A 25,410-nucleotide genomic window follows, 5' to 3' on the forward strand; every position below is an offset into this window, starting at 1 on the left:
GCGTTCGCACCCCCGACATGAGACGACTCCATCTCGCTTCGGACACGAACCGGACTCGACCCTACCGGCAGGCGCGCCACACACAAGTCCCCCCTTGCCGTGCAGGGAATTCAACGGGCGCGAATCAACAATCCCTTCAATTACCGGGCGCGTCGCACCAATTCATAGGCATCCCACAGATCCTGCCCCAGGTACGAGTGAGTGGCGAGCCCCACCAGATGCCGATCGGCATTCACGGCGACCGAGATCGGAACAGTACCGAAGAGTTCCGCGTCGGAGAGGGAGTCGCCGTATGCGACGCAATCGGCACGGGTCAGCCCGAACTTCACGCAGAGCCGGTCCGCGATCTCCACCTTGGCCGCAGGCGTGAGGATCCCGGCCGGATCGACGGGCTCGGCGAAGGGCACGGCGGGGAAGCGCGAGCCGTACGCCTCGTGCACACCCCAGGCCTTGAGCCGCTCGACGAAGAACGAGGGCGAGAGCGAGATGACGGCGCAGTACTCCCCCCGGCCCCGGATCTCGGCCCAGGTGTCCCGAATGCGTCGCAGCCACGGCGCGCCTTCGAAGGCTGCGACGACATGGCTCTCGGTGAGCCCGGCCCACAGACCGTGGACGAGCTGTGCGTACGCCCGTGAGTCGATGCGCCGTGCCACGAAGTCCCGTTCGAGCTCGGCGATCTCCTTCTCCAGGCCGAGCTGCCGCGAGATCTCGACCGGGGCCGCCGTGTGGTGCAGCAGAGTCCCGTCCAGGTCGAACAGGTGCAGTCGCGTCATGGGAGCCGAGGCTAACCGTGCCTGCACGCGTGTGCCTGGAGACGTCTGTTTCACGTGAAACATCTGTCCGCGCGCTGTGCGGTTGTGCACGAGATGGCCAAAAGGGCGTACCTCTGACCGCAAACCGGTGGACGCCAAGGGCTCGTGTCGGACAGCCTGACCTGCGTGCCGACACCTCCCGCCGCCGCTCTGCCCATCCGCCGTCTGACGCCTCGCGATCTCACTGCCTGCGCCGATCTGTCCGAGGATCGGGGCTGGCCTCGCGAGGAGCACAAGTGGGGGCTGCTCCTCACGGCCGGGACCGGGTACGGAATCGATGACCCCGAGGGCGGCCTCGTCACCGCCTGCGTGGTGACCGAGTACGGCCCGGCGGGCCGTCCGGATCTGGGTGCGATCGGCATGGTTCTGGTCGCCGAGCGGCACGCCCGCCAGGGCGTCGGCCGCCGTCTGATGCGCCATGTCCTCTCTGAGATGGCTACTACCCCGCTGACCCTGCACGCGACTCCGTACGGACGTCCGCTCTATGAGGAGCTGGGTTTCAAGGTCACCGGACGGACCGAGATGGTCCGTGGACGCTTCACACCGGGCGGGCCTGACCCCTCGGTCTCCACGCGCCCGGCCACGGCCGAGGACCTCACCACGATCATCCGGCTCGACGAAGAAGTCTTCGGCACGGATCGCACCCACATCCTCACCCGGCTCCCCGCCTTCGCCGATCAGCTGCGCGTGGCCGAGGAGAACGGCCGGATCATCGGATACACGGCCGCCTGGCCCAACATGGACAACCATGTCGTCGGCCCTCTGATCGCCCGGGACACGCAGACGGCGAAGGCGCTCATCGCTTCCCTGGCCGCCCACACCGACCGACCGTTGCGCACCGACATCGACGTACGCCATGAGGAACTACTGACGTGGGTGAAGGAACGCGGCCTGGCGTCGATCGCCTTCAATTCGGTGATGACGTACGGGATTTCCGAGCTGCCGGGTGACTGGCCCCGGCGGTTCGCCCCGCTGACCGTGGCGGCGTGCTGAAGCTCGGTCCGGCGGATACGGCCCGCCGCCCGCCGTCATCGGTGGGCGGCTGCCCGCTGCTCGGCAGTTCCCACTCCCACAGCAACTGAGTCGGCTACGCTCCTCACGCGCTCCAGCGTCGCCGCGATGAAGGCCAGCGTGGGAGCACCGTGCGCCTGGTCGAGAACCCTCTCAGGGCGAGGACGACGGCCAGGGCACCTACAGATGAAGCAGGTCGCCGACGCCGCGCGCTACCTGTGCCCGACCGACCGTCGGGGCATCTACACCAACGTCTCCGAAGCCGGCCTCAAGCTCCTCGCGGAGGCACGCCCCACCAACGACGCCGCTCTGCGCGAAGCCCTCGACGCAGCGGCGAAGAACCCGAACTGGCGCCTCTGGTCCGCGTCGTGGAGCCGCTCCACCTGCCCGCGTAGGGTGCGAGCATGGGAGATCTTGAAATTCGCCCGGCGACCAAGGTCGACGTCCCGGAGATCGTCGCGATGCTGGCCGACGATCCCTTGGGAGCTCAGCGCGAGTCTCCGGACGACCTGGCCCCGTACTTCACCGCGCTGGATCGCCTGAGCGGCGATCGGAACCAGCACTTGGTGGTCGCCGTTCGCAAGGGCCGTGTCGTCGGCACGCTCCAGCTGACGATCATCCATGGGCTCTCCAGGCGTGGTTCCACCCGCTCGATCATCGAAGGTGTACGCGTCCACACCGATGAGCGCGGCAGCGGCCTCGGTACGCGGCTCATCGAGTGGGCAATCGACACATCACGGCACCAGGACTGCCAGTTGGTCCAGCTGACATCCGATGCCACGCGCACCGACGCCCACCGTTTCTACGAGCGGCTCGGGTTCGAGGCCACCCACGTGGGCTTCAAGTTGCCGCTCTGAGGAACAGCCCAGAATGCCTGTGGGGCCCTGTTTCACGTGAAACAACGCGAACGAGAACCCCACCATCGCCAGAATGACCCCTACGAGACCCCGCGCCACCCTTCGGAATCCACTCCACCCGGCACCGGAGCCCCCTCGTCGTACGGCTGACGCGTGAACACGAACGACCCGAGGTCCAAGTGGCTCACGGTCCCGTCAGGCCTTCTTACGGCCCGTAGGAGCTCTCCGGCGAAGTAGCCGTTGAGCCCGGTCCAACCGCCGTCGTCGTTGGGCCGGAACCGAGCACTGCGCAGCGTGGCGGACAGCGACTCCAACGAGACGCCACCGTCGGCGACGAGTCGCAGCACGAAGCTGTGCGTGCCCCAGTACCAAGGTCCGGCCAACTCCAGGACCAAGCGGTCCACTTGCGGCAGCGGTCGCCACGGCTCGGGGATCCGGGGCTCGGCCTCCGCCACGATGCGTACGAGGTCGGCGGCCACCTCCGACACCACCGGCCCGGAGGTGCAGTTGGCCAGCACGACAGCCGCCACGTCGTCCTCGACGCTGATCGTCAGGTTCGCGAGGAAGCCGGGAACCGAACCGCTGTGCCCGACGAGGAAACGGCCGTCCCGGTCCTGAAGCTGCATCCCGAGCCCGTACGCCGACCCGGACGACACATCGGCGGCCTCTCCCGGCGCAGCCGGCGTCCGCATCTCCAGGACGGACTCCGCGCCCAGCACCCGATCGTCCCCCTTGGCCAGGAAGACCGCGAAGCGCGCCAAGTCAGCTGATGTGGACCAGAGTTGACCCGCCGGTCCCATTCGGCCCAGATCCTCGACCTGCTCCGGCAGCATCACGTCCGCCCAGGGATGCACGGCCCAGCCGCCGGCGTGCGGTGCCTCCGGGTGCCACGTCGTACGGCGCAGGCCCAGCGGTTCGAGCACTTCCCGCCGCAAGATGTCCTCCCAGGGAGCGCCCCGCAGCTCTTCAACGAGGGCGCCGAGGAGTGTGAAGCCGGGGTTGGAGTAGTGGAACCGGCGGCCGACGGGATGCCGGTGGGGCCGCTCGCCGAGCACATCGGCGAGTTCCGGGCGCAGGGAGCCGGGGGTCCGCTCCCACCAGGGCGACGGCGACTCGGCTGCCAGTCCGCCCGTGTGCGCGAGCAGTTCGGCGATGGTGGCCTCCCCCGCACCGGTGCCCGGCAGATGTTTCTCCAGCGGGTCTCCGAGGTCCAGCACGCCCTCGTCCCGCAGCCGCAGGACCAGAACGGCGGTGAAGGTCTTGGTGATCGAGCCGATCCGGTACTGCACGTTCGCGTCCGGCGCATGCCCCTCCACCGAAGTCCGCGCCCCGTGCCACACTGTCTCCCCGCCCCGGACCACCGCCGCGACCAGCGACGGTGCCCGTCCCTCGGCCTGAGCGACGGCGATGCGGTGCAGCAGAGCCCGGCGCGTGGCGGGAAGCAGCTCTTCCTGAGGTGTCGTCATGCACCAAGTCCATCGGGACCGGCACCGCGCGTCGAGTGCATTTCTTGTGGGGTCTCACATCGCGTGACAGGTTGATCTCAGCTGACCAGCGGATTCCTGGGTTGTCTCAAGGGATGTGATGCGGCTGGCATCTCAGTGCCGTGGCATTTCTTCAGTTCCGTGCGCTTGGGTGATGTTGCGTCGTCTCAACGCGTCAGCGCCGCCCTGGCGCTATGGGCGGTACCGGTCCGGTCCTTCGGCCGCGCGTCACCTTGAGATGCGGACTTCAATGCCGTCGAGCAGGAAGTCGAGGCCGATCCGGAAGGTGTGGTCGGCGTCCAGGTGGGCGGCATCGCGCGCCACCGTGGCCAGCACGGGGAATCGGCCGGTGGCGAAGGTCCGCTTCAGATAGGCCCGAGTGAGGCCTGCCAACGCTTCTCGTCCATCCCTGTGGCCCGCTCGGCACGCCGCTCGGCGGCCTCCCGACGCACCGCGCCGATCGCGTACGCGTTGACTGCGGCGACCACCGGCATGATGGCGTCCACGTCGACGCCGCCCAGCGCGGCCACCACGGTCTCCCCACTGGCCAGCGCGTGCGGCCCGAGCTGGGGTCGGCCACCCAGTAGATCGGCGAGCCCTTCGTGCTCATCGACCCTTGCCGGCCCCGTTGGCAAAGGCCACGGTCGATGAGAGAGGGACAGGCGAAACGCGAACCTTCATTTCTGCAGGATCAGGTCTGCGCCATGTCCACAAACCGCGAATAGTGGCCCTGGAAGGCAACCGTGATCGTGGCCGTCGGGCCGTTACGGTGCTTGCCCACGATGATGTCCGCCTCGCCCGCGCGCGGCGACTCCTTCTCGTAGGCGTCCTCGCGGTGCAGCAGGATCACCATGTCCGCGTCCTGCTCGATCGATCCCGACTCACGCAGGTCGGAGACCATCGGCTTCTTGTCCGTACGCTGCTCGGGACCACGGTTGAGCTGTGACAGCGCGATCACCGGCAGCTCCAACTCCTTGGCCAGCAGCTTCAGGTTTCGCGACATGTCCGAGACTTCCTGCTGGCGGCTCTCGGACCGCTTGCCACCGGACTGCATGAGTTGCAGGTAGTCGATGATCACGAGCTTCAGGTCGTTGCGCTGTTTCAGACGCCGACACTTGGCGCGGATCTCCATCATCGACAGGTTCGGGGAGTCGTCGATGTAGAGCGGTGCGGCCGAGACATCCGGCATCCGGCGGGCGAGACGCGTCCAGTCCTCGTCGGTCATCGTGCCGGACCGCATGTGGTGCAGGGCCACGCGTGCCTCGGCCGACAGCAGACGCATCGCGATCTCGTTACGTCCCATTTCGAGCGAGAAGATCACGCTCGGCATGTTGTGCTTGATCGAACAGGCGCGCGCGAAGTCCAGTGCCAGCGTGGACTTACCCATGGCGGGACGGGCCGCGATGATGATCATCTGGCCCGGGTGCAGGCCGTTGGTGAGCTGGTCGAGGTCGGTGAAGCCGGTCGGCACACCGGTCATCTCCCCCGACCGCGAACCGATCGCCTCGATCTCGTCGAGCGCGCCCTCCATGATGTCGCCGAGTGGCAGATAGTCCTCGGTGGTGCGCTGCTCGGTGACCGCGAAGATCTCGGCCTGGGCTCTGTTGACGATCTCGTCCACGTCGTCGTCGGCCGCGTATCCCATCTGGGTGATGCGGGTGCCGGCCTCGACCAGGCGGCGCAGGACGGCACGCTCGTGGACGATCTCCGCGTAGTACTCCGCGTTCGCCGCCGTCGGCACCGTCTGGACGAGGGTGTGCAGATAGGAGGCGCCACCGACCTTGGTGATCTCGCCGCGCTTGGTCAGTTCGGCGGCGATGGTGATGGGGTCGGCGGGCTCGCCCTTGGCGTAGACGTCGAGGATCGCCTGGTAGATGGTCTCGTGTGCCGGCTTGTAGAAGTCGGGGCCCTTGAGGATCTCCACCACGTCGGCGATGGCGTCCTTGGACAGCAGCATGCCGCCGAGAACGGACTGCTCGGCGTCCAGGTCCTGCGGGGGTACGCGTTCGAAGGCCGAACCTCCGCCGTCCCACTCCCCGTTGTCCCGGCCGCGGTCGTGCCGTTCGTCCCTGCTCCGACCGCCGTCCTGGCCTCGGCGGGAGGAGGGCAGACGATCACTTGGCCCGCTGTCGGCCCACGGGTCGTCCAAGGGCTCGGAAATGCTCACCGAGCAACCTCCTCCCGTCCGCCGAGCGGACCTCGCCGTGCTTCTCATTTCTACGGCACGACACTGACAAATGAGAGGCCCAACTCCGGTTCTGGCTCGTCGGTTTTGCGAGGTTTCCGTGATCTGCCGAGGAGCGGGCGCCGCACCACCGTAGGCCCGTCGGCACCGTCAGCCAATCTGGTTATCCACAGGCCATGTGGACGACGCTCCAGATGCTGTGGAGAACCCCGCAAAACCTGTGCACGACTCGGTGGACAGGCCTGTGAACAAGACCTCGCCCCTTTCACGGAAACCACTCTGACCTGCACCTTTAGCGCCCAGCGGCTGTGCAGAAGAAAAACTTTCCCGACTGGATCAAGATCTTCACGATCAGTGCGCGACAGCGCACCCGACCAAGCGAGATGTAATAGCCATTAGTGCATTGCATCTCTTACCTGTGGAAGATTAGATTGGTGGTCATGACACAGGCCTCCGCGACTCCCAGAGCCACCCGGCGCCGGCACGATCGAGAGATCGTCTCGCTGGCCGTTCCGGCCTTCGGCGCGCTCGTCGCCGAGCCTCTTTTCCTGATGGTCGACACCGCGATCGTCGGCCATCTCGGCACCGCGCAGCTGGCCGGTCTCGGCGTCGCCTCGGCCCTCATCGTCACTGCGGTGAGCGTCTTCGTCTTCCTGGCATACGCCACCACGGCCGCGGTGTCCCGGCGGGTGGGAGCCGGCGATCTACCGGCGGCCATTCGCCAGGGCATGGACGGCATCTGGCTCGCCCTGCTGCTCGGGGCCGCCGTCATCACGGTCGTCGTTCCCACCGCCCCCACCCTCGTGACTCTCTTCGGCTCCTCGGACACCTCGGCTCCTTATGCCACGACCTATCTGCGGATCTCGTCACTCGGCATCCCGGCCATGCTCGTCGTGCTCGCCGCCACCGGTGTCTTGCGAGGGCTCCAGGACACGAAGACACCTCTCTATGTCGCTGTCGCGGGCTTCGTCGCCAACGGCGCCCTGAACGCAGGCCTTGTCTACGGCGCCGACCTGGGCATCGCCGGATCCGCCTGGGGTACGGTCATCGCCCAGGTCGGCATGGCCGCCGCATACCTCTGGGTCGTGATCCGCGGCGCCCGCAAACATGGCGCCTCACTGCGCCCCGACGCCGCCGGCATACGCGCCTCGGCCCAGGCCGGGGTGCCTCTGCTGGTCCGTACGCTCTCATTGCGCGCCATTTTGCTGATCGCCACCGCAGTCGCCGCCCGCCTCGGGGATGAGGAAATCGCCGCGCACCAGATCGTCCTCTCGCTCTGGAGTCTGCTCGCCTTCGCCCTGGACGCGATCGCCATCGCCGGGCAGGCCATCATCGGCCGTTACCTCGGCGCGGGCGACGCCCAAGGCGCCCGCGAGGCCTGCCGGCGCATGGTGCAGTGGGGGATCGCCACAGGAGCCATACTCGGACTGCTGGTGATCGTCGCCCGACCCTTGTTCGTACCGCTCTTCACCGGCGACTCGGGAGTTCAAGAAGCCGCGCTCCCCGCCCTCATTGTGGTGGCGCTCGCCCAGCCGATCTCCGGGATCGTCTTCGTACTCGACGGCGTACTGATGGGCGCGGGAGACGGTCCCTACCTTGCCCGGGCCATGTTGTTGACCTTGGCGATCTTCATCCCGGCCGCGCTGCTCGTTCCCACCTTCGGTGGCGGTCTGGCCGCCCTCTGGGCCGCCATGACGCTGATGATGGCGACCCGCATGCTGACCCTGTGGCTACGCTCCCGCTCCGGCCTCTGGATCGTCACCGGAGCGACGCGCTGAGAGTAGGGCTCCAACTCGGCTTCGTTTCACGTGAAACGTCGCCCAGTTCCCGCTGTTTCACGTGAAACAGTTACTCCGCCGACACGCTGAGCCGATCCAGACCGATTCACCAAAGACCCGGCAAGCATGTGGGGCCGCACCCCTCACAGGGTGCGGCCCCATACACCGCTTCAGCGAGCGCGACCCTTAGGCCGCGATGACCTCGATGTTGACCTTGGCGGCAACCTCGGGGTGCAGGCGCACGGACGTCTCGTGGGCGCCCAGCGTCTTGATCGGAGCAGACAGCTCGATGCGGCGCTTGTCGACCTCGGGGCCACCGGAAGCCTTGATCGCGGATGCGATGTCGGCCGGGGTGACGGAACCGAAGAGACGACCGGCGTCGCCGGAGCGGACAGCCAGACGGACCTTGACGGCCTCGAGCTGGCCCTTGACCTGGTTGGCCTGCTCGATGGTCTGGATCTCGTGGATCTTGCGAGCACGACGGATCTGCTCGACGTCCTTCTCGCCACCCTTGGTCCAGCGGATAGCGAACTTCCGCGGGATCAGGTAGTTGCGAGCGTAGCCGTCCTTGACGTCGACGACGTCGCCGGCAGCGCCGAGGCCAGAGACCTCATGGGTGAGGATGATCTTCATTAGTCGGTCACCCTTCCCTTAGCGCGCGGTGGACGTGTAGGGCAGCAGCGCCATCTCACGGCTGTTCTTCACGGCCGTGGCGACGTCACGCTGGTGCTGCGTGCAGTTGCCGGTCACGCGGCGGGCACGGATCTTGCCGCGGTCGGAAATGAACTTCCGCAGCATGTTCGTGTCCTTGTAGTCCACGTAGGTGACCTTGTCCTTGCAGAAAGCGCAGACCTTCTTCTTCGGCTTGCGCACAGGCGGCTTCGCCATGGTGTATCTCCTGTGTGATCAAGAAGTTTGGGGTACGGCCCCCACCCTCGACCTCGAAGACCGGTGATCCGGTCCGAAGGTCTTAGAAGGGGGGCTCGTCCGAGTAGCCGCCGCCGCTGCCGCCGCTGCCGCCGGAGCTTCCGCCCCAGCCGCCGCCACCGCCGCCGCCCTGGTTACCACCGGCGGGAGCGCCGCTGGCCCACGGGTCGTCGGCGGGAGCGCCGCCGCCCTGCTGGCCGCCACCGGGGCCTCCGCCCCAGCCGCCACCACCCTGGCCGCCACCGCCACCGCCGTAACCACCCTGGCCACCGCGGCCGGCAGTCTTGGTGACCTTGGCCGTGGCACTGCGCAGGCTGGCGCCGACTTCCTCGACGTCCAGCTCGTAGACCGTGCGCTTGACGCCCTCACGGTCCTCGTAGGACCGCTGCTTCAGCCGGCCCTGCACGATGACGCGCATGCCTCGCTGGAGCGACTCGGCGACGTTCTCCGCCGCCTGACGCCAGACCGAGCAGGTCAGGAACAGGCTCTCGCCGTCCTTCCACTCATTGGTCTGACGGTCGAAGGTGCGAGGAGTGGACGCGACACGGAACTTCGCGACCGCCGCACCGGAAGGGGTGAAGCGCAGCTCGGGGTCGTCGACAAGATTGCCGACGACCGTGATGACGGTCTCGCCTGCCATGGGGGAACCTCTCGGCGGGTTTGCTGCTGGCTGCTTGTGCTGCTACTCGGATCCCGGGATCAGCTGAGCGAGAGCTCAGTGGGTCTCGGGGCGGAGGACCTTGGTCCGGAGGACCGACTCGTTCAGGTTCATCTGGCGGTCGAGCTCCTTGACGACCGCAGGCTCGGCCTGCAGGTCGATGACCGAGTAGATGCCCTCAGGCTTCTTCTTGATCTCGTACGAGAGACGACGACGGCCCCAGGTGTCGACCTTCTCGACCTTTCCGTTGCCCTCACGGACAACGGAAAGGAAGTTCTCGATCAGGGGGGCGACAGCGCGCTCCTCCAGATCGGGGTCGAGGATGACCATCACCTCGTAGTGACGCATGTGGAACCCACCTCCTTTGGACTCAGCGGCCACGGTCGTTCCGTGGCAGGAGGGTTGTGATGCGTACGCAACGGTATCGGCCACCACTGACAATCGGGGATCCCCGTTGAGGATCCCTGTCATGGCCTGGGCAGACACCGGTGCAGACGGTACAGACTACCCGCACACCCGCTTCCGGTTGAAATCCGGTGGCGGTGACCGTCAATCTGTACACGTCGGGTGTGTATGGCGCTACGATGCGCCGCCTTCCGCAGGAGGTGCCCCATGGCACAGACATTGCGACCCAACATCGCCGGCTCTCTGCTCGCCACCGATGACAAGCCCCACCCCGTGCAGGACACCCTGCTCGCCGTGACGCTCGTGCTCGGGGCGGTCTCCTTCATCACGGCGATGTTCCACCATCTGCACCTGCTCAGTTCCTGGACCGGGCTGATGGGAATCCTGACCGGCGCGTACGGGCAGTTCATCTCGGAGACGACTCGTGAGCGCTTCGGCCTGATTGTGGGTCTCGGTGCCTCGGCCGTCGGTTTCTTCCTGGGCATGGCCCATGGAGGTCTCTTCGGCGGGGTCATAGGCTGATCCCGTACCGGCGGCCTCAAGGTCGGCGGACCATGGCCTTCGCTGTCCGCCGCCTTACATAGGACCAAGCGGCCGAATAACACCGCCTGACGTCCCGGCTGCGTACCGGCCGGGCCCCAGGTCCCATACGGCCATTCGGGGCGCCCGCAGGGCGCAGTAGGCTTCGGCGCGAGAGCCGGAGCCCCTGTACCCATGGGGACACACCAGCCCGAGGAGCGCCCCGAATGAGCCTGACCCTGAGGACGATCAGCCGAGAGCAGCATCTGGCGTACATCCAGAGCCTGCCCTCGGCTAGCCACATGCAGGTCCCGGCCTGGGCCGATGTCAAGGCCGAGTGGCGCTCCGAGAGCCTCGGGTGGTTCGACGACAAGACCGGTGAGATGGTCGGCGCCGGCATGGTGCTGTACCGCCAACTGCCCAAGATCAAGCGCTATCTCGCCTACCTGCCCGAGGGCCCGGTCATCAACTGGTTCGCACCGAACCTCACCGACTGGCTGGAGCCGATGCTCGCCCATCTGAAGCAGCAGGGCGCCTTCTCGGTGAAGATGGGCCCACCGGTGATCATCCGCCGCTGGGAGGCCACCTCCATCAAGGCGGGCATCCAGAACCCCGATGTGAAGCGGCTGCGCGACATCGAGGCCGACTTCATCGAACCGCGTGCCTTCGAGGTCGCCGACAAACTGCGTCGCATGGGCTGGCAGCAGGGCGAGGACGGCGGGGCCGGCTTCGGTGACGTACAGCCCCGCTACGTCTACCAGGTGCCGCTCGCCAACCGCTCGCTGGAAGAGGTCCACAAGAACTTCAATCAGTTGTGGCGCCGCAACATCAAGAAGGCCGAGAAGGCCGGCGTCGAGGTCGTCCAGGGCGGCTACCACGACCTGGAGGAGTGGCAGCGGCTGTACGAGATCACAGCCGTGCGTGACCGCTTCCGGCCCCGCCCTCTGTCGTACTTCCAGCGTATGTGGACGGCCCTCAACACCGAGGACCCCAACCGCATGCGGCTCTACTTCGCCCGGCACAACGGCGTGAACCTGTCCGCCGCGACGATGCTCGTCGTCGGCGGGCACGTCTGGTACTCGTACGGCGCATCGGACAACATCGGCCGTGAGGTCCGGCCCTCGAACGCGATGCAGTGGCGCATGCTGCGCGACGCCTACGCCCTGGGCGCGACCGTCTATGACCTGCGCGGCATCTCCGACTCGCTGGACGAGACGGATCACCTCTTCGGCCTGATCCAGTTCAAGGTGGGCACGGGCGGCCAGGCCGCCGAGTACCTCGGTGAGTGGGACTTCCCGCTGAACAAGCTGCTCCACAAGGCGCTCGACATCTACATGTCGCGCCGCTGACGCCCCCGTTTTTGCTTCCATACCTCTGATACACCGCAGCCACTAGAAAGGTTCCGGGACCGGCCATGGCGCTCACGCTCTACGTCGACACCGCGCGCTGGCGGGCACACCACAAGCACGTTCAGGAGCAGTTCCCGGGACTCGTCCCCGTCTGCAAGGGCAACGGCTACGGCTTCGGACACGAGAAGCTGGCGGAAGAGGCCACGCGCCTCGGGTCGGACGTCCTCGCCGTCGGCACCACGTACGAGGCGGCCCGGATCAAGGACTGGTTCAGCGGCGACCTGCTGGTGCTGACGCCCTACCGACGCGCTGAAGAGCCCGTACCCCTGCCCGACCGCGTCATCCGCTCCGTGTCGTCGGTCGACGGCGTGTACGGCCTGGTGGGCGCCCGTGTCGTCATCGAGGTCATGTCCTCGATGAAGCGGCACGGCGTGAGCGAGCAGGAGCTCCCGCAGCTCCACGCCGCCATAGAGAACGTGCGCCTGGAGGGCTTCGCCATCCACCTGCCGCTGGACCGCACCGACGGCTCGGACGCCGTCGAGGAGGTCATCGGCTGGATGGACCGGCTGCGCGCGGCCCGCCTCCCGCTGCACACCATGTTCGTCAGTCACCTCAAGGCCGAGGACCTCGTCCGCCTGCAGCAGCAGTTCCCACAGACCCGCTTCCGGGCCCGTATCGGTACGCGGCTGTGGCTGGGTGACCACGAGGCGACGGAGTACCGCGGGGCCGTACTGGACGTCACCCGCGTCGCCAAGGGCGACCGCTTCGGCTACCGGCAGCAGAAGGCGGCCTCCGACGGCTTCCTGGTGGTTGTGGCGGGCGGTACGTCGCACGGGGTGGGTCTGGAGGCCCCGAAGGCGATGCACGGCGTCATGCCGCGCGCCAAGGGCGTCGCCCGGGCGGGCCTCGCGACGGTCAACCGGAACCTTTCTCCGTTCGTCTGGGGCGGCAAGCAGCGCTGGTTCGCCGAGCCGCCGCACATGCAGGTTTCGATCCTCTTCGTGCCGTCGGACGCCCCAGAGCCCAAGGTCGGCGAGGAACTGGTGGCGCATCTGCGGCACACCACCACGCAGTTCGACCGCATCGTCGACCGCTGAGCCTGCCTCCTAGGGAGCGGAGGAGCCGGTCTCGGGCGGGAATGCCCGCGCTGCTACGCGGAAGGCCGTACACGAGGTTCTCGTGTACGGCCTTCCGCGTGATCCCGCCAGGCTCTGTTCGCTCAGGGCGAACTGTCCTCCGGGCCACGGCTGCCCCACTCCACCGGCGGCCCCTCGAAGTACATCGCGTGCCGCGGGGGATGGGCCGCGGCGCCGTACACATGAACGTCCTCCGCGCCGTCGAGCACCCCGCCGGACGGATCGTCGTCACCGGCCCGGCGCACCATGTCCCGCTCCGGCATGAAGATGTCGCGTACGACGACGACACACAGGAAGAGGGTCCCCAACAGGTGGGCCATGATGGCGAGTTGGTAGCCCTCGGCAGGCAGGCCCTTGTGAGCCTCTCCGCTGGTCGTGTACGCGAGGTACATCCAGATCCCCAGGAAGTACCCGACCTCGCAGGCCTGCCAGATCAGGAAGTCCCGCCAGCGGGGCCGGGCCAGCGCGGCTAGAGGCACCAGCCAGAGCACGTACTGCGGCGAGTAGACCTTGTTGGTGAGGATGAAGGCCGCGACGATCAGGAAGGCGAGCTGCGCGAAGCGCGGGCGGCGAGGGGCGGTCAACGTAAGTGCGGCGATACCTGCGCAGACGAGCACCATAGAGACCATTGCGTACGCGTTCGCCGTCTCGGGGGTGATCTGGATGTTCACCCGCTGCGCGATGACGAGGAAGAAGGAGCCGAAGTCGACGCCGCGTTCCTGGCTGAAGCGATAGAACTTCGCCCATCCGTCCGGTGCCAGGAGCATCACCGGCAGGTTCACCGCGAGCCAGGCCCCGACGGCACCGAGCAGCGCGGTCACGTATGCACGCCACTTGCCCGCCCGCCAGCACAGCACGAGGAGCGGTCCGAGCACCAGGAACGGGTAGAACTTGGCGGCCGTGGCGAGACCGATCAGCACACCGAAGGCGAGGGGACGCTGTCGCGACCACATCAGCATCGCGGCGGCCAGTAGAGCCACGGCGAGCAGGTCCCAGTTGATGGTTGCGGTCAGCGCGAAAGCAGGCGCCAAGGCCACCAGAAGGCCGTCCCAGGGGCGCCGACGGTGGATGCGCGCGCTGCAGACGGCGATGACCGCCGCGCAGACCATCAGCATCCCGGCATTGACCATCCAGTACCACTGCTCTTGTCTCTGGATGGTGCCGCTGCCCGGGGTGAGCCAGGCGGCGACCTCCATGAACACACCGGTCAGCACCGGGTACTCGAGGTACTCCATGTCGCCGGGGATCTTGTCGAAGTACGGCACGAGTCCGTCGGCGAAGCCACGCCCCTGGTAGAGGTGTGGGATGTCCGAGTAGCACGCGTGCGTGTACTGGGAGCTGGCTCCGAAGAACCATGCGCCGTCGTAGCAGGGCAGCTTCTGCACCATGCCGAGCGCGAACATGCCGATGGCCACCAGCGCGACGACCCGTACCGGCGTCCACCAGGATGTGCCGAGCAGGGCCCGCCGCCCGATCGGGCCGCCGATCAGCTCACTGCCGGTCGAAGCGACCTCGTCCTCCTTGGTCGGCCGCACTGGCTCCGGCTCGTCCACGCTCACTCGCGTCGTCTCTGCACTGGGCATGCCGCACATCCTGCCGTACGCGCCTAGGAATACGCCGAGGACCACCGCATCCCGTCGCATGCGACGGCCCCATGTTTCACGTGAAACACATCTCAACCGCTGTGTCCGAGTTCCTCGGCGGACACGGCAAGGGCCACCGCACATGGTCGGTGCGGTGGCCCTTGTTTCACGTGAAACACGTTCTGCGGGGCGGGGAGCTACCCGCTGGAGCCCCCGAAGAGACCCCCGTTCTGGTTGCCTCTCGAATCGTCCTCCGACTCCGTCGGTGTCCCGGTCACCCCACCATCGATGCCCCCGGTGTCCGTACCACCCGTGTCCGTACCACCCGTGTCCTCGCAGTTGGGGTTGAACGGGTTGTTGCAGGTCTCGCTGGGCGTCGGTGAGGGGAGGATCTCACTCTCGGACGGCGTCGGGCTCGGCTTGGGGCTCTCCTCCTCGGACTCGGTCACCGTCGGCGTCGGTGTCGGGTCCGGGTCGTCGTTGACGATCACACCGATCGGCTCGGGCTCCGGGAAGTCCTCCGACGGCTCGTCCTTGAGCGCGTCTTCCATGTAGTCGTGCCAGATCTCAGCCGGGAACGAGGCACCGTGAATCGTCTCCTGGCCACCCGTGCCGTACATCTCCAAGAACGTGCGCTTCTTGTTCGACTCGTCGTCGTCCATGCGGTACATGCTGATCGCGGTCGACAGCTGCGGCGTGTACCCGACGAACCAGGCCGACTTGTTGCCGTCGGTGGTACCGGTCTTGCCCGCCACCTCACGGCCGGTCAGCTGGGCCGACGTACCGGTTCCCTCGTCGACGACGGTCTTGAGGACATCGGTGACGTTGTCGGCGACCCCCGACGTGAAGGCCCGCTTCGGCTCGGCGATGTCGTCGTGGTCGAACATGGTCAGACCCTCATGCTCGACCGTCTTGACCGAGAACGGGTCATTCTGCTTGCCACTGGCGGCGAAGGTTGCATACGAACCGGCCATCCGGATCGCACTGGGATCGGAGATACCGATCGAGAAGGACGGGTAGCCCGTGCCGGCGAGGCTGCCCTCCTTGAGGCCTGCCTCCATGGCCGCTTCCTTCACCCGGTCCAGACCGACGTCCATACCCAGCTGCACGAAGGCGGAGTTCGCCGAGACCCGCATCGCCTCGCGGAGGTCGATCTGGTACTTCGGCGGGCTGCCGTACGACTCGTCGTCGTCGTTGGCCTGCAGCCACTCCTTGCCCTCTTCATTGGTCCAGATGTCGCCGTTGTAGTCCTTGATCTTGAGGTTGTTCTTACCGCTGTAGAGGCTCTTCGGCGAGACGATGGTGCGCTCGTCCTGCGCTTGGTCCGGATCGAGAGCGGGGTCACGCTTGCCCCAGGTCATGGCTGCCGCCAGGACGAACGGCTTGAACGTCGAACCGACCTGTGCGCCGGTGACGTCGGCGTTGTTGGTGAAGTGCTTGGTGGCGTCCTCACCACCGTAGATCGCCTCGATGGCGCCCGACTTCGGATTCACCGACGCACCACCGAACTGCACATGGGTGTCGGTCTTCGGGCGCTGGTCCGGCTTGATGTTCTCCTTGCGGACCTTCGCCACGGCCTTCTCGAGTTCCTTGACCTTGTCCTTGTCGAAGGTCGTGTGGATCTCGTAGCCGCCTTGCTCGAGTTCCTTCTGCGTGATCTCGGTGTTGTTGAGGATGTAGCCCTTGGCCGTGTCGACGAGGTAACCGATCTGGCCGCCCAGCTGAGCGTTGGAGCGAGGAGACTGGATCTTGGGGAAGTCGGGGTACTTGGCCTGGTCGGCTGCCGACAGACGCTTGTCCTTGACCATCTCGTTGAGGATCCAGCCCCAGCGTTCCGTGGCACGCTTGGTGTTCGCCTGTGCCGTGGCCGCCGGGTCGATCGACGTCGCTCCGGCCGGGTCGTAGTACGTCGCGCCCTTGAGAACGGCGGCGAGGAAGGCGCACTGGCTCGGGTTGAGCTTCTCCGCGTCAATACCGAAGTACGTACGGGCGGCTGCCTGAAGGCCATAAGCTCCACGGCCGAAGTAGGCCGTGTTTAGGTAGCCCCGCATGATCTCGTCCTTGTCGACGGAGGCGCCCACCTTCACCGAGATGAAGAGTTCCTTGACCTTCCGGGACAGCGTCTGCGACTGATCGTCGAGCATGGCGTTCTTCACGTACTGCTGGGTGATGGTCGAACCACCCTGCGTCTGACCACCCTTTGCCATGTTGACGACGGCGCGGGCGATTCCCATGGGGTCGACGCCGCTGTCGGTCTCGAACGTCTTGTTCTCGGCCGACATGACGGCGTAGCGCATCGCCTTGGGGATCTTCTCGTACGCGATGATCTGGCGGTTGACCTCACCACCGGTCGCGACCATCTGCGAGCCGTCCGACCAGTAGTAGACGTTGTTCTGCGCCGTCGCGGCCTCGGCCGGGTTGGGTACGGCCACAACCGCGTATCCGATGCCGGCCGCAGCCACAAGGCACCCGAAGAACCCGATGAACAGCCCTGTCACCTGGCGCCACGACGGCACCCAGCGCATCGCGCCGTACTTACCGGCACGCGGATAGTCGATAAATCGCTTCTTGCCGGGCGGAGCGGCGCGTCCACGGGCACGACCCGGGCCGCGCCCAGCAGGCTCGACCGCTCTACGACGGCCGCCGCCCGGACCGACGCCGGTGCTTCTCTGCGTCGCCCGTCGAGCCGCGGCACGGCCCTCGTACTGGGTCTCCTCACCTCCCGAGCCATAAGTGTCGGAAAGTGACCCGGTGGCGCCCCGCGGTGCCGCGCGGCGGCCGGAGGACGCCGACTGGCCGCGTCGGGCCGCGGCACGTCCGCCTCCCTGCGGCTGCGGCGGTTTGCGACGGTGCTCGCTCATCGAACGACTACTCCTCGGGCAGGCGCACCCGTGCGCGCCTGGAAACGGCGGCTGGTTTCCGGTCCCCCCGAAGTACGGATGCGGTCGTGTTGGCATTCATCCGTACCGCACCCAGGACGACCACGTGCTCAAACGTCACTCGGCTCCCAGTGGTGTGCATGCCGCACAGACTACGCACCGCCAAAACCTACTGAGCACCGAACTTCACCCCAAATCAGGCAACTTACTTCCTACTAATCGGTGATGTGATCCCGTTCACCGCGCCCCCACTTGTCGCATCCGTAGGGGCGTTCTATCGTCTGGATGTATCGAGTCGATACATCAGCTCGGCATAAAGCGTGCCGACAGGGCCAGCGGGAGAGGGGAGGCGACGATGAGCCGGCGCTCCGGAATACTTGAGTTCGCTGTCCTCGGCCTGCTCCGCGAAGCCCCGATGCACGGCTATGAGCTGCGTAAACGACTCAACACGTCACTGGGTGTGTTCCGTGCGTTCAGCTACGGGACGCTCTACCCCTGTCTCAAGACGCTGGTCGCCAATGGCTGGTTGATCGAGGAATCGGGGGGGACCCCGGACGATGCTGCCGCCGCCCCGCTCACGGGTCGCCGCGCCAAGATCGTCTACCGGTTGACGGCAGAAGGTAAGGAACACTTCGAGGAGCTGCTCTCACAGACGGGTCCCGACGCCTACGAGGACGAGCACTTCGCCGCTCGCTTCGCGTTCTTCGGGCAGACCTCGCGTGATGTGCGCATGCGCGTCCTGGAGGGCCGTCGCAGCCGTTTGGAGGAACGGCTGGAGAAGATGCGTGCCTCTCTGGCGCGCACCCGCGAGCGCCTCGACGACTACACGCTTGAGCTCCAGCGCCATGGGATGGAGTCCGTGGAGCGCGAAGTGCGCTGGCTGAACGAGCTCATCGAGAGCGAGCGGGCGGGCCGGGCCCTGAATGGCCCCGCCCACGGAGAATCCGCTCGCGACACCACAGAGGGAGCGCCGGGCGCCCTGCCCCGGCCCGGGGACACCCCCGGTCCGGATGCGCCCGGCGACACCACCACGTGAGGTCCCTGCCAGGACCTCACTCGTACACACAGGGAGCAACCGGAATGGGTTCGGTTCGCGTAGCCGTCGTCGGTGTGGGCAACTGCGCCGCGTCGCTGGTGCAGGGAGTCGAGTACTACAAGGACGCCGACCCGGCGTCGAAGGTGCCGGGCCTCATGCACGTGCAGTTCGGTGACTATCACGTCCGTGACGTGGAGTTCGTCGCCGCCTTCGATGTCGACGCCAAGAAGGTCGGTCTCGATCTCGCGGACGCCATCGGCGCCTCCGAGAACAACACCATCAAGATCTGTGACGTGCCGAGCACCGGTGTGACCGTGCAGCGCGGCCACACCCTCGACGGCCTCGGCAAGTACTACCGCGAGACCATCGAGGAGTCCGCCGAGGCCCCGGTCGACGTGATCCAGGTCCTCAGGGACAAGCAGGTCGATGTCCTCGTCTGCTACCTGCCCGTCGGCTCTGAGGACGCGGCGAAGTTCTACGCCCAGTGCGCCATCGACGCCAAGGTCGCTTTCGTCAACGCCCTTCCGGTCTTCATCGCCGGCACCAAGGAGTGGGCGGACAAGTTCACCGAGGCGGGCGTTCCGATCGTCGGTGACGACATCAAGTCGCAGGTCGGTGCCACCATCACGCACCGCGTCATGGCGAAGCTGTTCGAGGACCGGGGCGTCGTCCTGGACCGCACGATGCAGCTGAACGTCGGCGGCAACATGGACTTCAAGAACATGCTCGAGCGTGACCGCCTGGAGTCCAAGAAGATCTCCAAGACGCAGGCCGTCACCTCCCAGATCCGCGACCGCGAACTGGGCGAGGGCAACGTCCACATCGGCCCGTCCGACTACGTGGCCTGGCTCGACGACCGCAAGTGGGCGTACGTCCGCCTCGAGGGGCGCGCCTTCGGTGACGTCCCGCTGAACCTGGAGTACAAGCTCGAGGTCTGGGACTCCCCGAACTCCGCCGGTGTCATCATCGACGCAGTGCGCGCCGCGAAGATCGCCAAGGACCGCGGCATCGGCGGCCCGATCCTGTCGGCGTCCTCGTACTTCATGAAGTCCCCGCCGGTGCAGTACTTCGACGACGAGGCCCGCGACAACGTCGAGAAGTTCATCAAGGGCGAGATCGAGCGCTGATCAGTCGTTCGTAGTGGGCTGTTGGGGGTCTCCGGGTCATGTGCCCGGGGACCCCCTCCGTATGTGAGGCTGTGCCCCATGTCCGTCGTGCGCGACCTGCGCGTCCTGCTCCACTTCCGGGACTTCCGCCGCCTGCTCGCCGTACGGCTGCTGTCCCAGGGCGCCGACGGCGTCTATCAGGTCGCGCTCGCCACGTACGTGGTCTTCTCGCCCGAGAAGCAGACGTCGGCGGCCGCGATCGCCTCCGCGATGGCGGTCCTGCTCCTTCCGTACTCCCTCGTCGGCCCCTTCGCGGGTGTCCTGCTGGACCGCTGGCGGCGCCGCCAGGTACTGCTGTACGGCAACCTGCTGCGCGCCCTGCTGGCGTCCGTGACAGCCGGCCTGATCTTGAGCCATGTACCCGACTGGCTCTTCTACATCTCCGCGCTGTGCGTCACGGCGGTCAACCGCTTCGTCCTGGCGGGGCTCTCCGCCGCCCTGCCCCGCGTGGTGGACGCCGATCGCCTGGTGGTCGCCAACTCCCTCTCCCCGACGGCCGGAACGCTCGCCGCGACCGCGGGCGGCGGACTCGCCTTCGTCGTCCGACTGATGGCTGCGGACTCCGACGCCGCGGTGGTCCTCGTCGGCTCGGCCCTCTACCTCTGCGCGGCCCTCGCCTCACTGCGCATCGCCCGGGACATGCTCGGCCCCGACCCTGAGTTGGTGCAGCCGCGGCTGGGTGCGGCACTCGCGGGCACGGCGCGGGGCCTGGTGGCGGGTGTACGGCATCTCGCCGAGCCGGGACGGCGGACAGCGGCCTGGGCGTTGGCCTCGATGACCCTGATGCGGTTCTGCTATGGCGCCCTGACGGTCATGGTGCTCATGCTCTGCCGGTATGCCTGGTCGTCCGACAGCTCCGGATCGTCCGGCTCGGAGGAGGGGCTGGCCCTCCTCGGTCTCGCCGTAGGTGTCTCGGGGGCGGGGTTCTTCACCGCGGCGGTGATGACGCCCTGGGCGGCCGGGCGGTTGGGTCCGGGCCTCTGGATCGTCACCTGCTCCGCGGTCGCCGCGGTGCTGGAACCGGCCCTCGGCCTGCCTTTCACGGAAGTGCCCATACTGATCGCGGCATTCGTCCTGGGCCTCGTCACGCAGGGGGCGAAGATCGCCACGGACACGATCGTCCAGTCCTCGGTCGCCGACGGCTACCGGGGCCGGATCTTCTCCCTCTACGACGTCCTGTTCAACGTGGCCTTCGTCGGCGCCGCCGCCATGGCCGCCCTGATGCTCCCTCCCGACGGCCGCTCGGTTGCTCTGGTGATCACCGTGGCCGTGATCTACGCGGTGATCGCTGCGACCATGGCTCGCTTCGGGGTATCGAGGCGGCACTGATGCGGGAGGGCCGATGTTTCACGTGAAACATCGGCCCTCCAGTGCCTGCCTTACCGTTATCGACTCCCGGACAAGCAGCGCGGCGCGATGTTTCACGTGAAACATCGCGCCGCGCTGCTTGTCCTCCGAAGGAGGCAGAAGACCGGGCGTCACTGAACCTGCGGCACCTGGGCCCACCACTCCTTCAGAGCCGCCACCGCCTCATCGTGTTCCATCGGTCCGTTCTCCAGCCGCAGCTCCAGCAGGAACTGGTACGCCTGCCCGATCACCGGGCCGGGTCCGACGCCCAGAATCTCCATGATCTGGTTGCCGTCGAGATCCGGGCGGATGGCGTCCAGTTCCTCCTGCTCCTGAAGCTGGGCGATGCGCTCCTCCAGACCGTCGTACGCGCGGGACAGGGCGTTCGCCTTGCGCTTGTTCCGCGTGGTGCAGTCGGAGCGGGTCAGCTTGTGGAGCCGGTCAAGGAGGGGACCCGCATCACGCACGTAGCGGCGAACGGCGGAGTCCGTCCACTCACCGGTGCCGTACCCGTGGAAGCGCAGGTGGAGTTCGACCAGACGTGAGACATCCTTGACGAGCTCGTTGGAGTACTTGAGGGCCGCCATGCGTTTCTTGGTCATCTTGGCGCCCACCACTTCGTGGTGGTGGAAGGAGACCCGACCGTCCTCCTCGAAACGGCGCGTGCGGGGCTTGCCGATGTCGTGCAGCAGCGCGGCAAGCCTGAGGGTGAGGTCCGGTCCGTCCTCCTCCAGCTCGATCGCCTGCTCCAGCACGATCAGCGTGTGGTCGTAGACGTCCTTGTGCCGGTGATGCTCGTCACGCTCCAGCCGCAGCGCCGGCAGCTCGGGCATCACGTGCTCGGCAAGGCCGGTGTCGACCAGCAGGCTCAGGCCCTTGCGAGGGTGGGCGGACACGATCAGCTTGTTCAACTCGTCCCGCACCCGCTCCGCCGAGACGATCTCGAGACGGCCGGCCATGTCGGTCATCGCCGCGACGACCTCCGGGGCCACCTCGAAGTCCAACTGTGCGGCGAAACGCGCGGCACGCATCATGCGCAGCGGGTCGTCGGAGAAGGACTCCTCCGGGGTGCCGGGGGTGCGCAGTACCTGCGCCGAGAGATCCTCGAGCCCACCGTGGGGGTCGATGAACTCCTTCTCGGGGAGTGCCACCGCCATGGCGTTCACGGTGAAGTCACGGCGGACGAGGTCTTCCTCGATCGAGTCGCCGTACGACACCTCGGGCTTGCGCGAGGTGCGGTCGTACGCCTCGGACCGGTAGGTCGTGACCTCGATCTGGTAACCGTCCTTCTGCACCCCTACGGTGCCGAAGGCGATCCCGACCTCCCAGACGGAGTCCGCCCAGGGGCGCACGATCTTCAGCACGTCCTCGGGGCGGGCGTCCGTCGTGAAGTCCAGGTCGTTGCCGAGCCGGCCGAGTAGCGCGTCCCTGACCGAACCGCCGACCAGGGCGAGCGTGAACCCGGCCTCCTGGAAACGGCGGGCGAGGTCGTCGGCGACAGGGGACACCCGCAGCAGTTCACTCACCGCGCGGCGTTGCACCTGGCTCAGGGCACTGATGTCTTCGTTGGCGTTCGGCACAACAGAAAAGGGTACGTGGCGCCGGTGGCAGTGGTCGCCTCCATTGAACGTGCACAAGGGCTTCGCGCAGGTGACCCCATCGCCGACCCCCTTGATACGTGCACATACGGGGACAGCCCGGCCTCACCCCCGATCTTGTCGAGCGGACCGCGGCACTTCCCCTCAGCGTGCATCGTTACCATGCGTGGACGCACAATCCGACGACCACTGACGACGACGAGGGACGGGCGAGCGCGTGGCCGAGGCGGCAGACTTCCAGGGGATGAGTCCCTCACCTGCCCGCCGGTGGCTGCTGCGCACCGGAGCGCTGTTCGCCGGGGTACCCCTGTTGGCCGGTCTGCTCCAGCTGCCCGCAGCCCCGGACGCTCAGGCGGCGCAGAAGGCCTCCCTGACCGACGCCACGGGGTCGAACACAGTCGAGGTCTCCCTGGACTCGCTCAGCCCCAGCGTGCCCACCGACGGCGACACGATCACCGTCTCGGGCACGGTCACGAACAAAGGCAAGCAGACGGTCACGGACGCCCATGTGGGCCTGCGCGTGGCCTCGGCGGCCGTGACGGGCCGCTCGGCCATCGACGACGCGGCCAAGCGCACCGGCTTCGACCAGTTCACCGACGGGACAGAGCTCGGCGGGAAGTACGTGGAGAAGTTCTCCAAGCTCGCCTCCGGCGTGGCCCAGCCCTTCACCATCTCCGTGCCCGTCAAGGAGCTGGACCTCGGCTCGGACGGTGTCTACCAGCTGGGCGTCTCGCTCTCGGGCAAAACCTCCGCCGCTCCGTACGACCAGGTTCTCGGCATCCAGCGCACATTCCTGCCGTGGCAGCCCGACGACGCGGACACGAAGACGAAGACGACGTACCTCTGGCCCCTGATCTCCACCACCCACCTGACGGCCGAGACAGGTCCCGGCGAGCAGCAGACGCCGGTCTTCCTGAACGACGACCTGGCCAAGGAAATCTCCGCAGGCGGACGCCTGGAGCAGATGCTGACGCTGGGCGAGGACCTCGACATCACCTGGGTGATCGATCCGGACCTGCTGGCGTCCGTCGTGGCAATGACGGAGAGCTACCGGGTCCGGAGCGGGAGCACCACCGTCGCGGGCAAGAACCAGGCTGCCGCCAAGGAATGGCTGGCGGCACTGGAGACGGCGGTCCAGGGCGAAGAGGTGATCGCACTTCCCTTCGCCGACCCCGACCTCGCGGCGCTGGCGCAGAACGGCAAGACGATCACCGGCTCCCTCAGCCGGTTGAAGGACGCCACCGACGTGGCCGCGGACACCGTCCACAACATCCTCCGTGTGGTGCCGGACACGGATTTCGCCTGGCCCGTGAACGGCGCCGTGGACCCCTCGATCGTCAAGGTCGCCGTCTCCGCGGGCGCCGACAAGGTGATCGCCCGCAGCGACAGCCTGCAGGAGAACAACAGCCTGTCCTACACGCCCAACGCGGCCCGGCCCGTCGGCGCCGGCACCACCGCCGTGGTCGCGGACGCCCGGCTGTCGACCGCGTTCCAGGGCGATATGACGAAGGCCGAGAGCTCCACTCTGGCCGTGCAGAGGTTCCTCGCCCAGAGCCTGATGACGGACCTCCAGAACAACAAGCAGCGCAGCCTCGTGATCGCCCCGCAGCGCATGCCGTCCGCGAGCCAGGCGCAGACAATGGCGCAGGCTCTGACGGCGCTCCAGGGGGGAACCTGGTCGCAGCCCCAGGAGCTGTCCGCGGCCGCCGCCGCAAAGCCCGATCCGGGCGCCAACACCAAGATCCCGTCAGCCTCGGCGTATCCCACGTCGCTGCGCAAGCAGGCGCTGCCGAAGTCGGCTTTCCAGGAGATCCAGGCCACGCAGGTCGGCCTCAACCGCTTCAGGGTGATCCTTTCCGACCCGTCCCGCGTGGTCACGCCCTTCGGCAGGACCATGGACCGGGAAATGTCCACCTCCTGGCGGGGCCGTTCTTTGGAGGCGGCGGTCTACCGCAACGACTTGCATGGGACTGCGACGTCGTACCTCGACACGCTCATCGGCCAGGTCCGGCTGATCGAGAAGTCCGAGACGAAGCTCTCGGGCCGCAGCGCGACGATCCCCGTGACCGTGCAGAACAACCTCGTGCAGGGTGTCGACAACCTGAGGCTGCGTCTCACGTCTCAGTCCCCGAAGCGTCTGAAGATCGGTGACAAGTCCTTCGACGAGCGGTCCGTCGACATCTCCGGCGGGCACAGCGAGTCGGTGAAGTTCACGACAAACGCCGAGGCCAACGGGCCGGTCACCGTGGTAGCCCAGCTCTACACGGCGGACGGCGAGAAGTATGGTGACGAGGTCACCTTCACGGTCAACGTCACCGAGATCACGCCCACGGTGATGCTGGTCATCGCCGGTGGCGTCCTGCTCCTCGTCCTCGCCGGATTCCGGATGTACACCCAGCGCAAGCGCGCCGCCGCCCGACTGGAGGCAGAGGGAACCTCGACGGACGACAGCGCGGAAGACGTCCCGCCGGACGCGGACGCGAACGCCGAGGCTGCCTCAGTCGTACACACTCCCGAGGAGGAGTCCCCGGCGAAGTCCGGGGCAGACGAGCCGGAGCACCAGAGTGACCCGGCACCGGACACCGCACCGGAAAGCGCCGACCCGTCCGGCACGGGTGAGAGAGTGGACCGTTGAGCGACTGTCGTGGCCGGTTGGCCCGGGGACGATGAGGTGGGGTAA

Annotated in this window: 22 protein-coding genes and 1 pseudogene; 11 read left to right on the forward strand and 12 right to left on the reverse strand. The window is 67.1% G+C overall.

Going from position 1 to position 25,410, the window contains the following annotated elements:
- Positions 1-140: 140 nt before the first annotated feature.
- Positions 141-773 (reverse strand): HAD family hydrolase, encoded by a 633-nt coding sequence (locus tag JIX55_RS25920; RefSeq protein ID WP_257565671.1) that lies wholly within the window; start codon positions 771-773, stop codon positions 141-143.
- Positions 774-938: 165 nt separating this feature from the next.
- Here JIX55_RS25920 and JIX55_RS25925 point away from each other — a divergent pair, with 165 nt between their 5' ends.
- From JIX55_RS25925 to JIX55_RS25935, 3 genes and pseudogenes are all read left to right on the forward strand, one after another.
- Complete coding sequence (locus tag JIX55_RS25925) at positions 939-1,805, forward strand: GNAT family N-acetyltransferase (protein ID WP_257565672.1); 867 nt, start codon at positions 939-941, stop codon at positions 1,803-1,805.
- Positions 1,806-1,964: 159 nt separating this feature from the next.
- Positions 1,965-2,218 (forward strand): annotated as a pseudogene (locus tag JIX55_RS25930) (MarR family transcriptional regulator); the annotation flags it as partial.
- A gap of 9 nt (positions 2,219-2,227) precedes the next feature.
- Positions 2,228-2,680, forward strand: a complete 453-nt coding sequence (locus JIX55_RS25935; protein WP_257565673.1) for a GNAT family N-acetyltransferase — start codon at positions 2,228-2,230, stop codon at positions 2,678-2,680.
- An 80-nt stretch (positions 2,681-2,760) separates the two neighbouring features.
- On the opposite strand, the gene JIX55_RS25940 is transcribed toward JIX55_RS25935, so the two are convergent.
- From JIX55_RS25940 to dnaB, 4 genes are all read right to left on the reverse strand, one after another.
- Positions 2,761-4,146 carry a serine hydrolase domain-containing protein gene (locus JIX55_RS25940; protein WP_257565674.1) on the reverse strand — a complete coding sequence of 462 codons (1,386 nt, stop codon included), beginning with the start codon at positions 4,144-4,146 and terminating at the stop codon, positions 2,761-2,763.
- A 246-nt stretch (positions 4,147-4,392) separates the two neighbouring features.
- Positions 4,393-4,557: a TetR/AcrR family transcriptional regulator C-terminal domain-containing protein gene (locus JIX55_RS25945; protein WP_257565675.1), complete on the reverse strand. Its 165-nt coding sequence runs from the start codon at positions 4,555-4,557 to the stop codon at positions 4,393-4,395.
- The gene (locus tag JIX55_RS25950) at positions 4,530-4,694 is read right to left on the reverse strand and encodes a hypothetical protein (protein WP_257565676.1); all 165 of its coding nucleotides are present in this window, start codon (positions 4,692-4,694) and stop codon (positions 4,530-4,532) included. Before JIX55_RS25950 ends, JIX55_RS25945 begins: the two co-directional genes overlap by 28 nt.
- 161 nt (positions 4,695-4,855) lie before the next feature.
- Positions 4,856-6,331, reverse strand: coding sequence for a replicative DNA helicase (gene dnaB, locus JIX55_RS25955; protein ID WP_257565677.1), 1,476 nt, complete (start codon positions 6,329-6,331; stop codon positions 4,856-4,858).
- Between the two features lie 449 nt (positions 6,332-6,780).
- Between dnaB and JIX55_RS25960 the strand changes: the two genes are divergently transcribed.
- On the forward strand, positions 6,781-8,127 hold the full coding sequence (locus JIX55_RS25960; RefSeq protein ID WP_443046525.1) for an MATE family efflux transporter: 1,347 nt from the start codon (positions 6,781-6,783) through the stop codon (positions 8,125-8,127).
- Between the two features lie 186 nt (positions 8,128-8,313).
- Here JIX55_RS25960 and rplI read toward each other — a convergent pair whose 3' ends face one another.
- The 4 genes from rplI to rpsF form a co-directional block, all read right to left on the reverse strand.
- The gene (gene rplI, locus JIX55_RS25965) at positions 8,314-8,760 is read right to left on the reverse strand and encodes a 50S ribosomal protein L9 (RefSeq protein WP_257565679.1); all 447 of its coding nucleotides are present in this window, start codon (positions 8,758-8,760) and stop codon (positions 8,314-8,316) included.
- A gap of 18 nt (positions 8,761-8,778) precedes the next feature.
- A complete protein-coding gene (gene rpsR, locus JIX55_RS25970; RefSeq protein WP_003949403.1) occupies positions 8,779-9,015 on the reverse strand; it encodes a 30S ribosomal protein S18 in 237 nt (78 codons plus the stop codon).
- Positions 9,016-9,097: 82 nt separating this feature from the next.
- Entirely contained in the window at positions 9,098-9,694 is a 597-nt protein-coding gene (locus tag JIX55_RS25975; protein ID WP_257565680.1) for a single-stranded DNA-binding protein, read from the reverse strand.
- A gap of 75 nt (positions 9,695-9,769) precedes the next feature.
- Positions 9,770-10,060 (reverse strand): 30S ribosomal protein S6, encoded by a 291-nt coding sequence (gene rpsF, locus JIX55_RS25980; protein ID WP_005482942.1) that lies wholly within the window; start codon positions 10,058-10,060, stop codon positions 9,770-9,772.
- A 264-nt stretch (positions 10,061-10,324) separates the two neighbouring features.
- Here rpsF and JIX55_RS25985 point away from each other — a divergent pair, with 264 nt between their 5' ends.
- The 3 genes from JIX55_RS25985 to JIX55_RS25995 all read left to right on the forward strand — a co-directional run bounded on the left by JIX55_RS25985 (position 10,325) and on the right by JIX55_RS25995 (position 13,082).
- Positions 10,325-10,639: a hypothetical protein gene (locus JIX55_RS25985; RefSeq protein WP_257565681.1), complete on the forward strand. Its 315-nt coding sequence runs from the start codon at positions 10,325-10,327 to the stop codon at positions 10,637-10,639.
- A gap of 224 nt (positions 10,640-10,863) precedes the next feature.
- Positions 10,864-11,985 (forward strand): peptidoglycan bridge formation glycyltransferase FemX, encoded by a 1,122-nt coding sequence (femX, locus tag JIX55_RS25990; protein WP_257565683.1) that lies wholly within the window; start codon positions 10,864-10,866, stop codon positions 11,983-11,985.
- Between the two features lie 65 nt (positions 11,986-12,050).
- Positions 12,051-13,082: an alanine racemase gene (locus JIX55_RS25995; RefSeq protein ID WP_257543276.1), complete on the forward strand. Its 1,032-nt coding sequence runs from the start codon at positions 12,051-12,053 to the stop codon at positions 13,080-13,082.
- A 122-nt stretch (positions 13,083-13,204) separates the two neighbouring features.
- Here JIX55_RS25995 and JIX55_RS26000 read toward each other — a convergent pair whose 3' ends face one another.
- Together JIX55_RS26000 and JIX55_RS26005 are read right to left on the reverse strand one after the other, a co-directional pair.
- On the reverse strand, positions 13,205-14,713 hold the full coding sequence (locus JIX55_RS26000) for a glycosyltransferase family 87 protein (protein ID WP_257569486.1): 1,509 nt from the start codon (positions 14,711-14,713) through the stop codon (positions 13,205-13,207).
- Between the two features lie 188 nt (positions 14,714-14,901).
- The gene (locus JIX55_RS26005; protein WP_257565684.1) at positions 14,902-17,565 is read right to left on the reverse strand and encodes a transglycosylase domain-containing protein; all 2,664 of its coding nucleotides are present in this window, start codon (positions 17,563-17,565) and stop codon (positions 14,902-14,904) included.
- 373 nt (positions 17,566-17,938) lie between these two features.
- Here JIX55_RS26005 and JIX55_RS26010 point away from each other — a divergent pair, with 373 nt between their 5' ends.
- The 3 genes from JIX55_RS26010 (at position 17,939) to JIX55_RS26020 (ending at position 21,114) form a co-directional block, all read left to right on the forward strand.
- Positions 17,939-18,619 carry a PadR family transcriptional regulator gene (locus tag JIX55_RS26010; protein WP_257565685.1) on the forward strand — a complete coding sequence of 227 codons (681 nt, stop codon included), beginning with the start codon at positions 17,939-17,941 and terminating at the stop codon, positions 18,617-18,619.
- Positions 18,620-18,663: 44 nt separating this feature from the next.
- A complete protein-coding gene (locus tag JIX55_RS26015; protein ID WP_257565686.1) occupies positions 18,664-19,746 on the forward strand; it encodes an inositol-3-phosphate synthase in 1,083 nt (360 codons plus the stop codon).
- 78 nt (positions 19,747-19,824) lie between these two features.
- On the forward strand, positions 19,825-21,114 hold the full coding sequence (locus JIX55_RS26020; RefSeq protein ID WP_257565687.1) for an MFS transporter: 1,290 nt from the start codon (positions 19,825-19,827) through the stop codon (positions 21,112-21,114).
- 149 nt (positions 21,115-21,263) lie between these two features.
- On the opposite strand, the gene JIX55_RS26025 is transcribed toward JIX55_RS26020, so the two are convergent.
- Entirely contained in the window at positions 21,264-22,712 is a 1,449-nt protein-coding gene (locus JIX55_RS26025) for a CCA tRNA nucleotidyltransferase (RefSeq protein WP_257565688.1), read from the reverse strand.
- A gap of 235 nt (positions 22,713-22,947) precedes the next feature.
- Between JIX55_RS26025 and JIX55_RS26030 the strand changes: the two genes are divergently transcribed.
- On the forward strand, positions 22,948-25,365 hold the full coding sequence (locus JIX55_RS26030; RefSeq protein ID WP_257565689.1) for a DUF6049 family protein: 2,418 nt from the start codon (positions 22,948-22,950) through the stop codon (positions 25,363-25,365).
- The last annotated feature ends 45 nt before the right edge of the window (positions 25,366-25,410 follow it).

The organism is Streptomyces sp. DSM 40750, assembly GCF_024612035.1.
Taxonomy (GTDB): domain Bacteria; phylum Actinomycetota; class Actinomycetes; order Streptomycetales; family Streptomycetaceae; genus Streptomyces.

Coding starts and splice junctions, on each gene's coding strand:
- JIX55_RS25940 (WP_257565674.1), bottom strand. CDS start 4,146: ATGACGACACCTCAGGAAGAGCTGCTTCCCGCCACGCGCCGGGCTCTG.
- rpsR (WP_003949403.1), bottom strand. CDS start 9,015: ATGGCGAAGCCGCCTGTGCGCAAGCCGAAGAAGAAGGTCTGCGCTTTC.
- rplI (WP_257565679.1), bottom strand. CDS start 8,760: ATGAAGATCATCCTCACCCATGAGGTCTCTGGCCTCGGCGCTGCCGGC.
- JIX55_RS25995 (WP_257543276.1), top strand. CDS start 12,051: ATGGCGCTCACGCTCTACGTCGACACCGCGCGCTGGCGGGCACACCAC.
- JIX55_RS26005 (WP_257565684.1), bottom strand. CDS start 17,565: ATGAGCGAGCACCGTCGCAAACCGCCGCAGCCGCAGGGAGGCGGACGT.
- JIX55_RS26010 (WP_257565685.1), top strand. CDS start 17,939: ATGAGCCGGCGCTCCGGAATACTTGAGTTCGCTGTCCTCGGCCTGCTC.
- JIX55_RS25985 (WP_257565681.1), top strand. CDS start 10,325: ATGGCACAGACATTGCGACCCAACATCGCCGGCTCTCTGCTCGCCACC.
- femX (WP_257565683.1), top strand. CDS start 10,864: ATGAGCCTGACCCTGAGGACGATCAGCCGAGAGCAGCATCTGGCGTAC.
- JIX55_RS25920 (WP_257565671.1), bottom strand. CDS start 773: ATGACGCGACTGCACCTGTTCGACCTGGACGGGACTCTGCTGCACCAC.
- JIX55_RS25975 (WP_257565680.1), bottom strand. CDS start 9,694: ATGGCAGGCGAGACCGTCATCACGGTCGTCGGCAATCTTGTCGACGAC.
- JIX55_RS26020 (WP_257565687.1), top strand. CDS start 19,825: ATGTCCGTCGTGCGCGACCTGCGCGTCCTGCTCCACTTCCGGGACTTC.
- rpsF (WP_005482942.1), bottom strand. CDS start 10,060: ATGCGTCACTACGAGGTGATGGTCATCCTCGACCCCGATCTGGAGGAG.
- JIX55_RS25935 (WP_257565673.1), top strand. CDS start 2,228: ATGGGAGATCTTGAAATTCGCCCGGCGACCAAGGTCGACGTCCCGGAG.
- JIX55_RS26000 (WP_257569486.1), bottom strand. CDS start 14,713: ATGTGCGGCATGCCCAGTGCAGAGACGACGCGAGTGAGCGTGGACGAG.
- JIX55_RS26015 (WP_257565686.1), top strand. CDS start 18,664: ATGGGTTCGGTTCGCGTAGCCGTCGTCGGTGTGGGCAACTGCGCCGCG.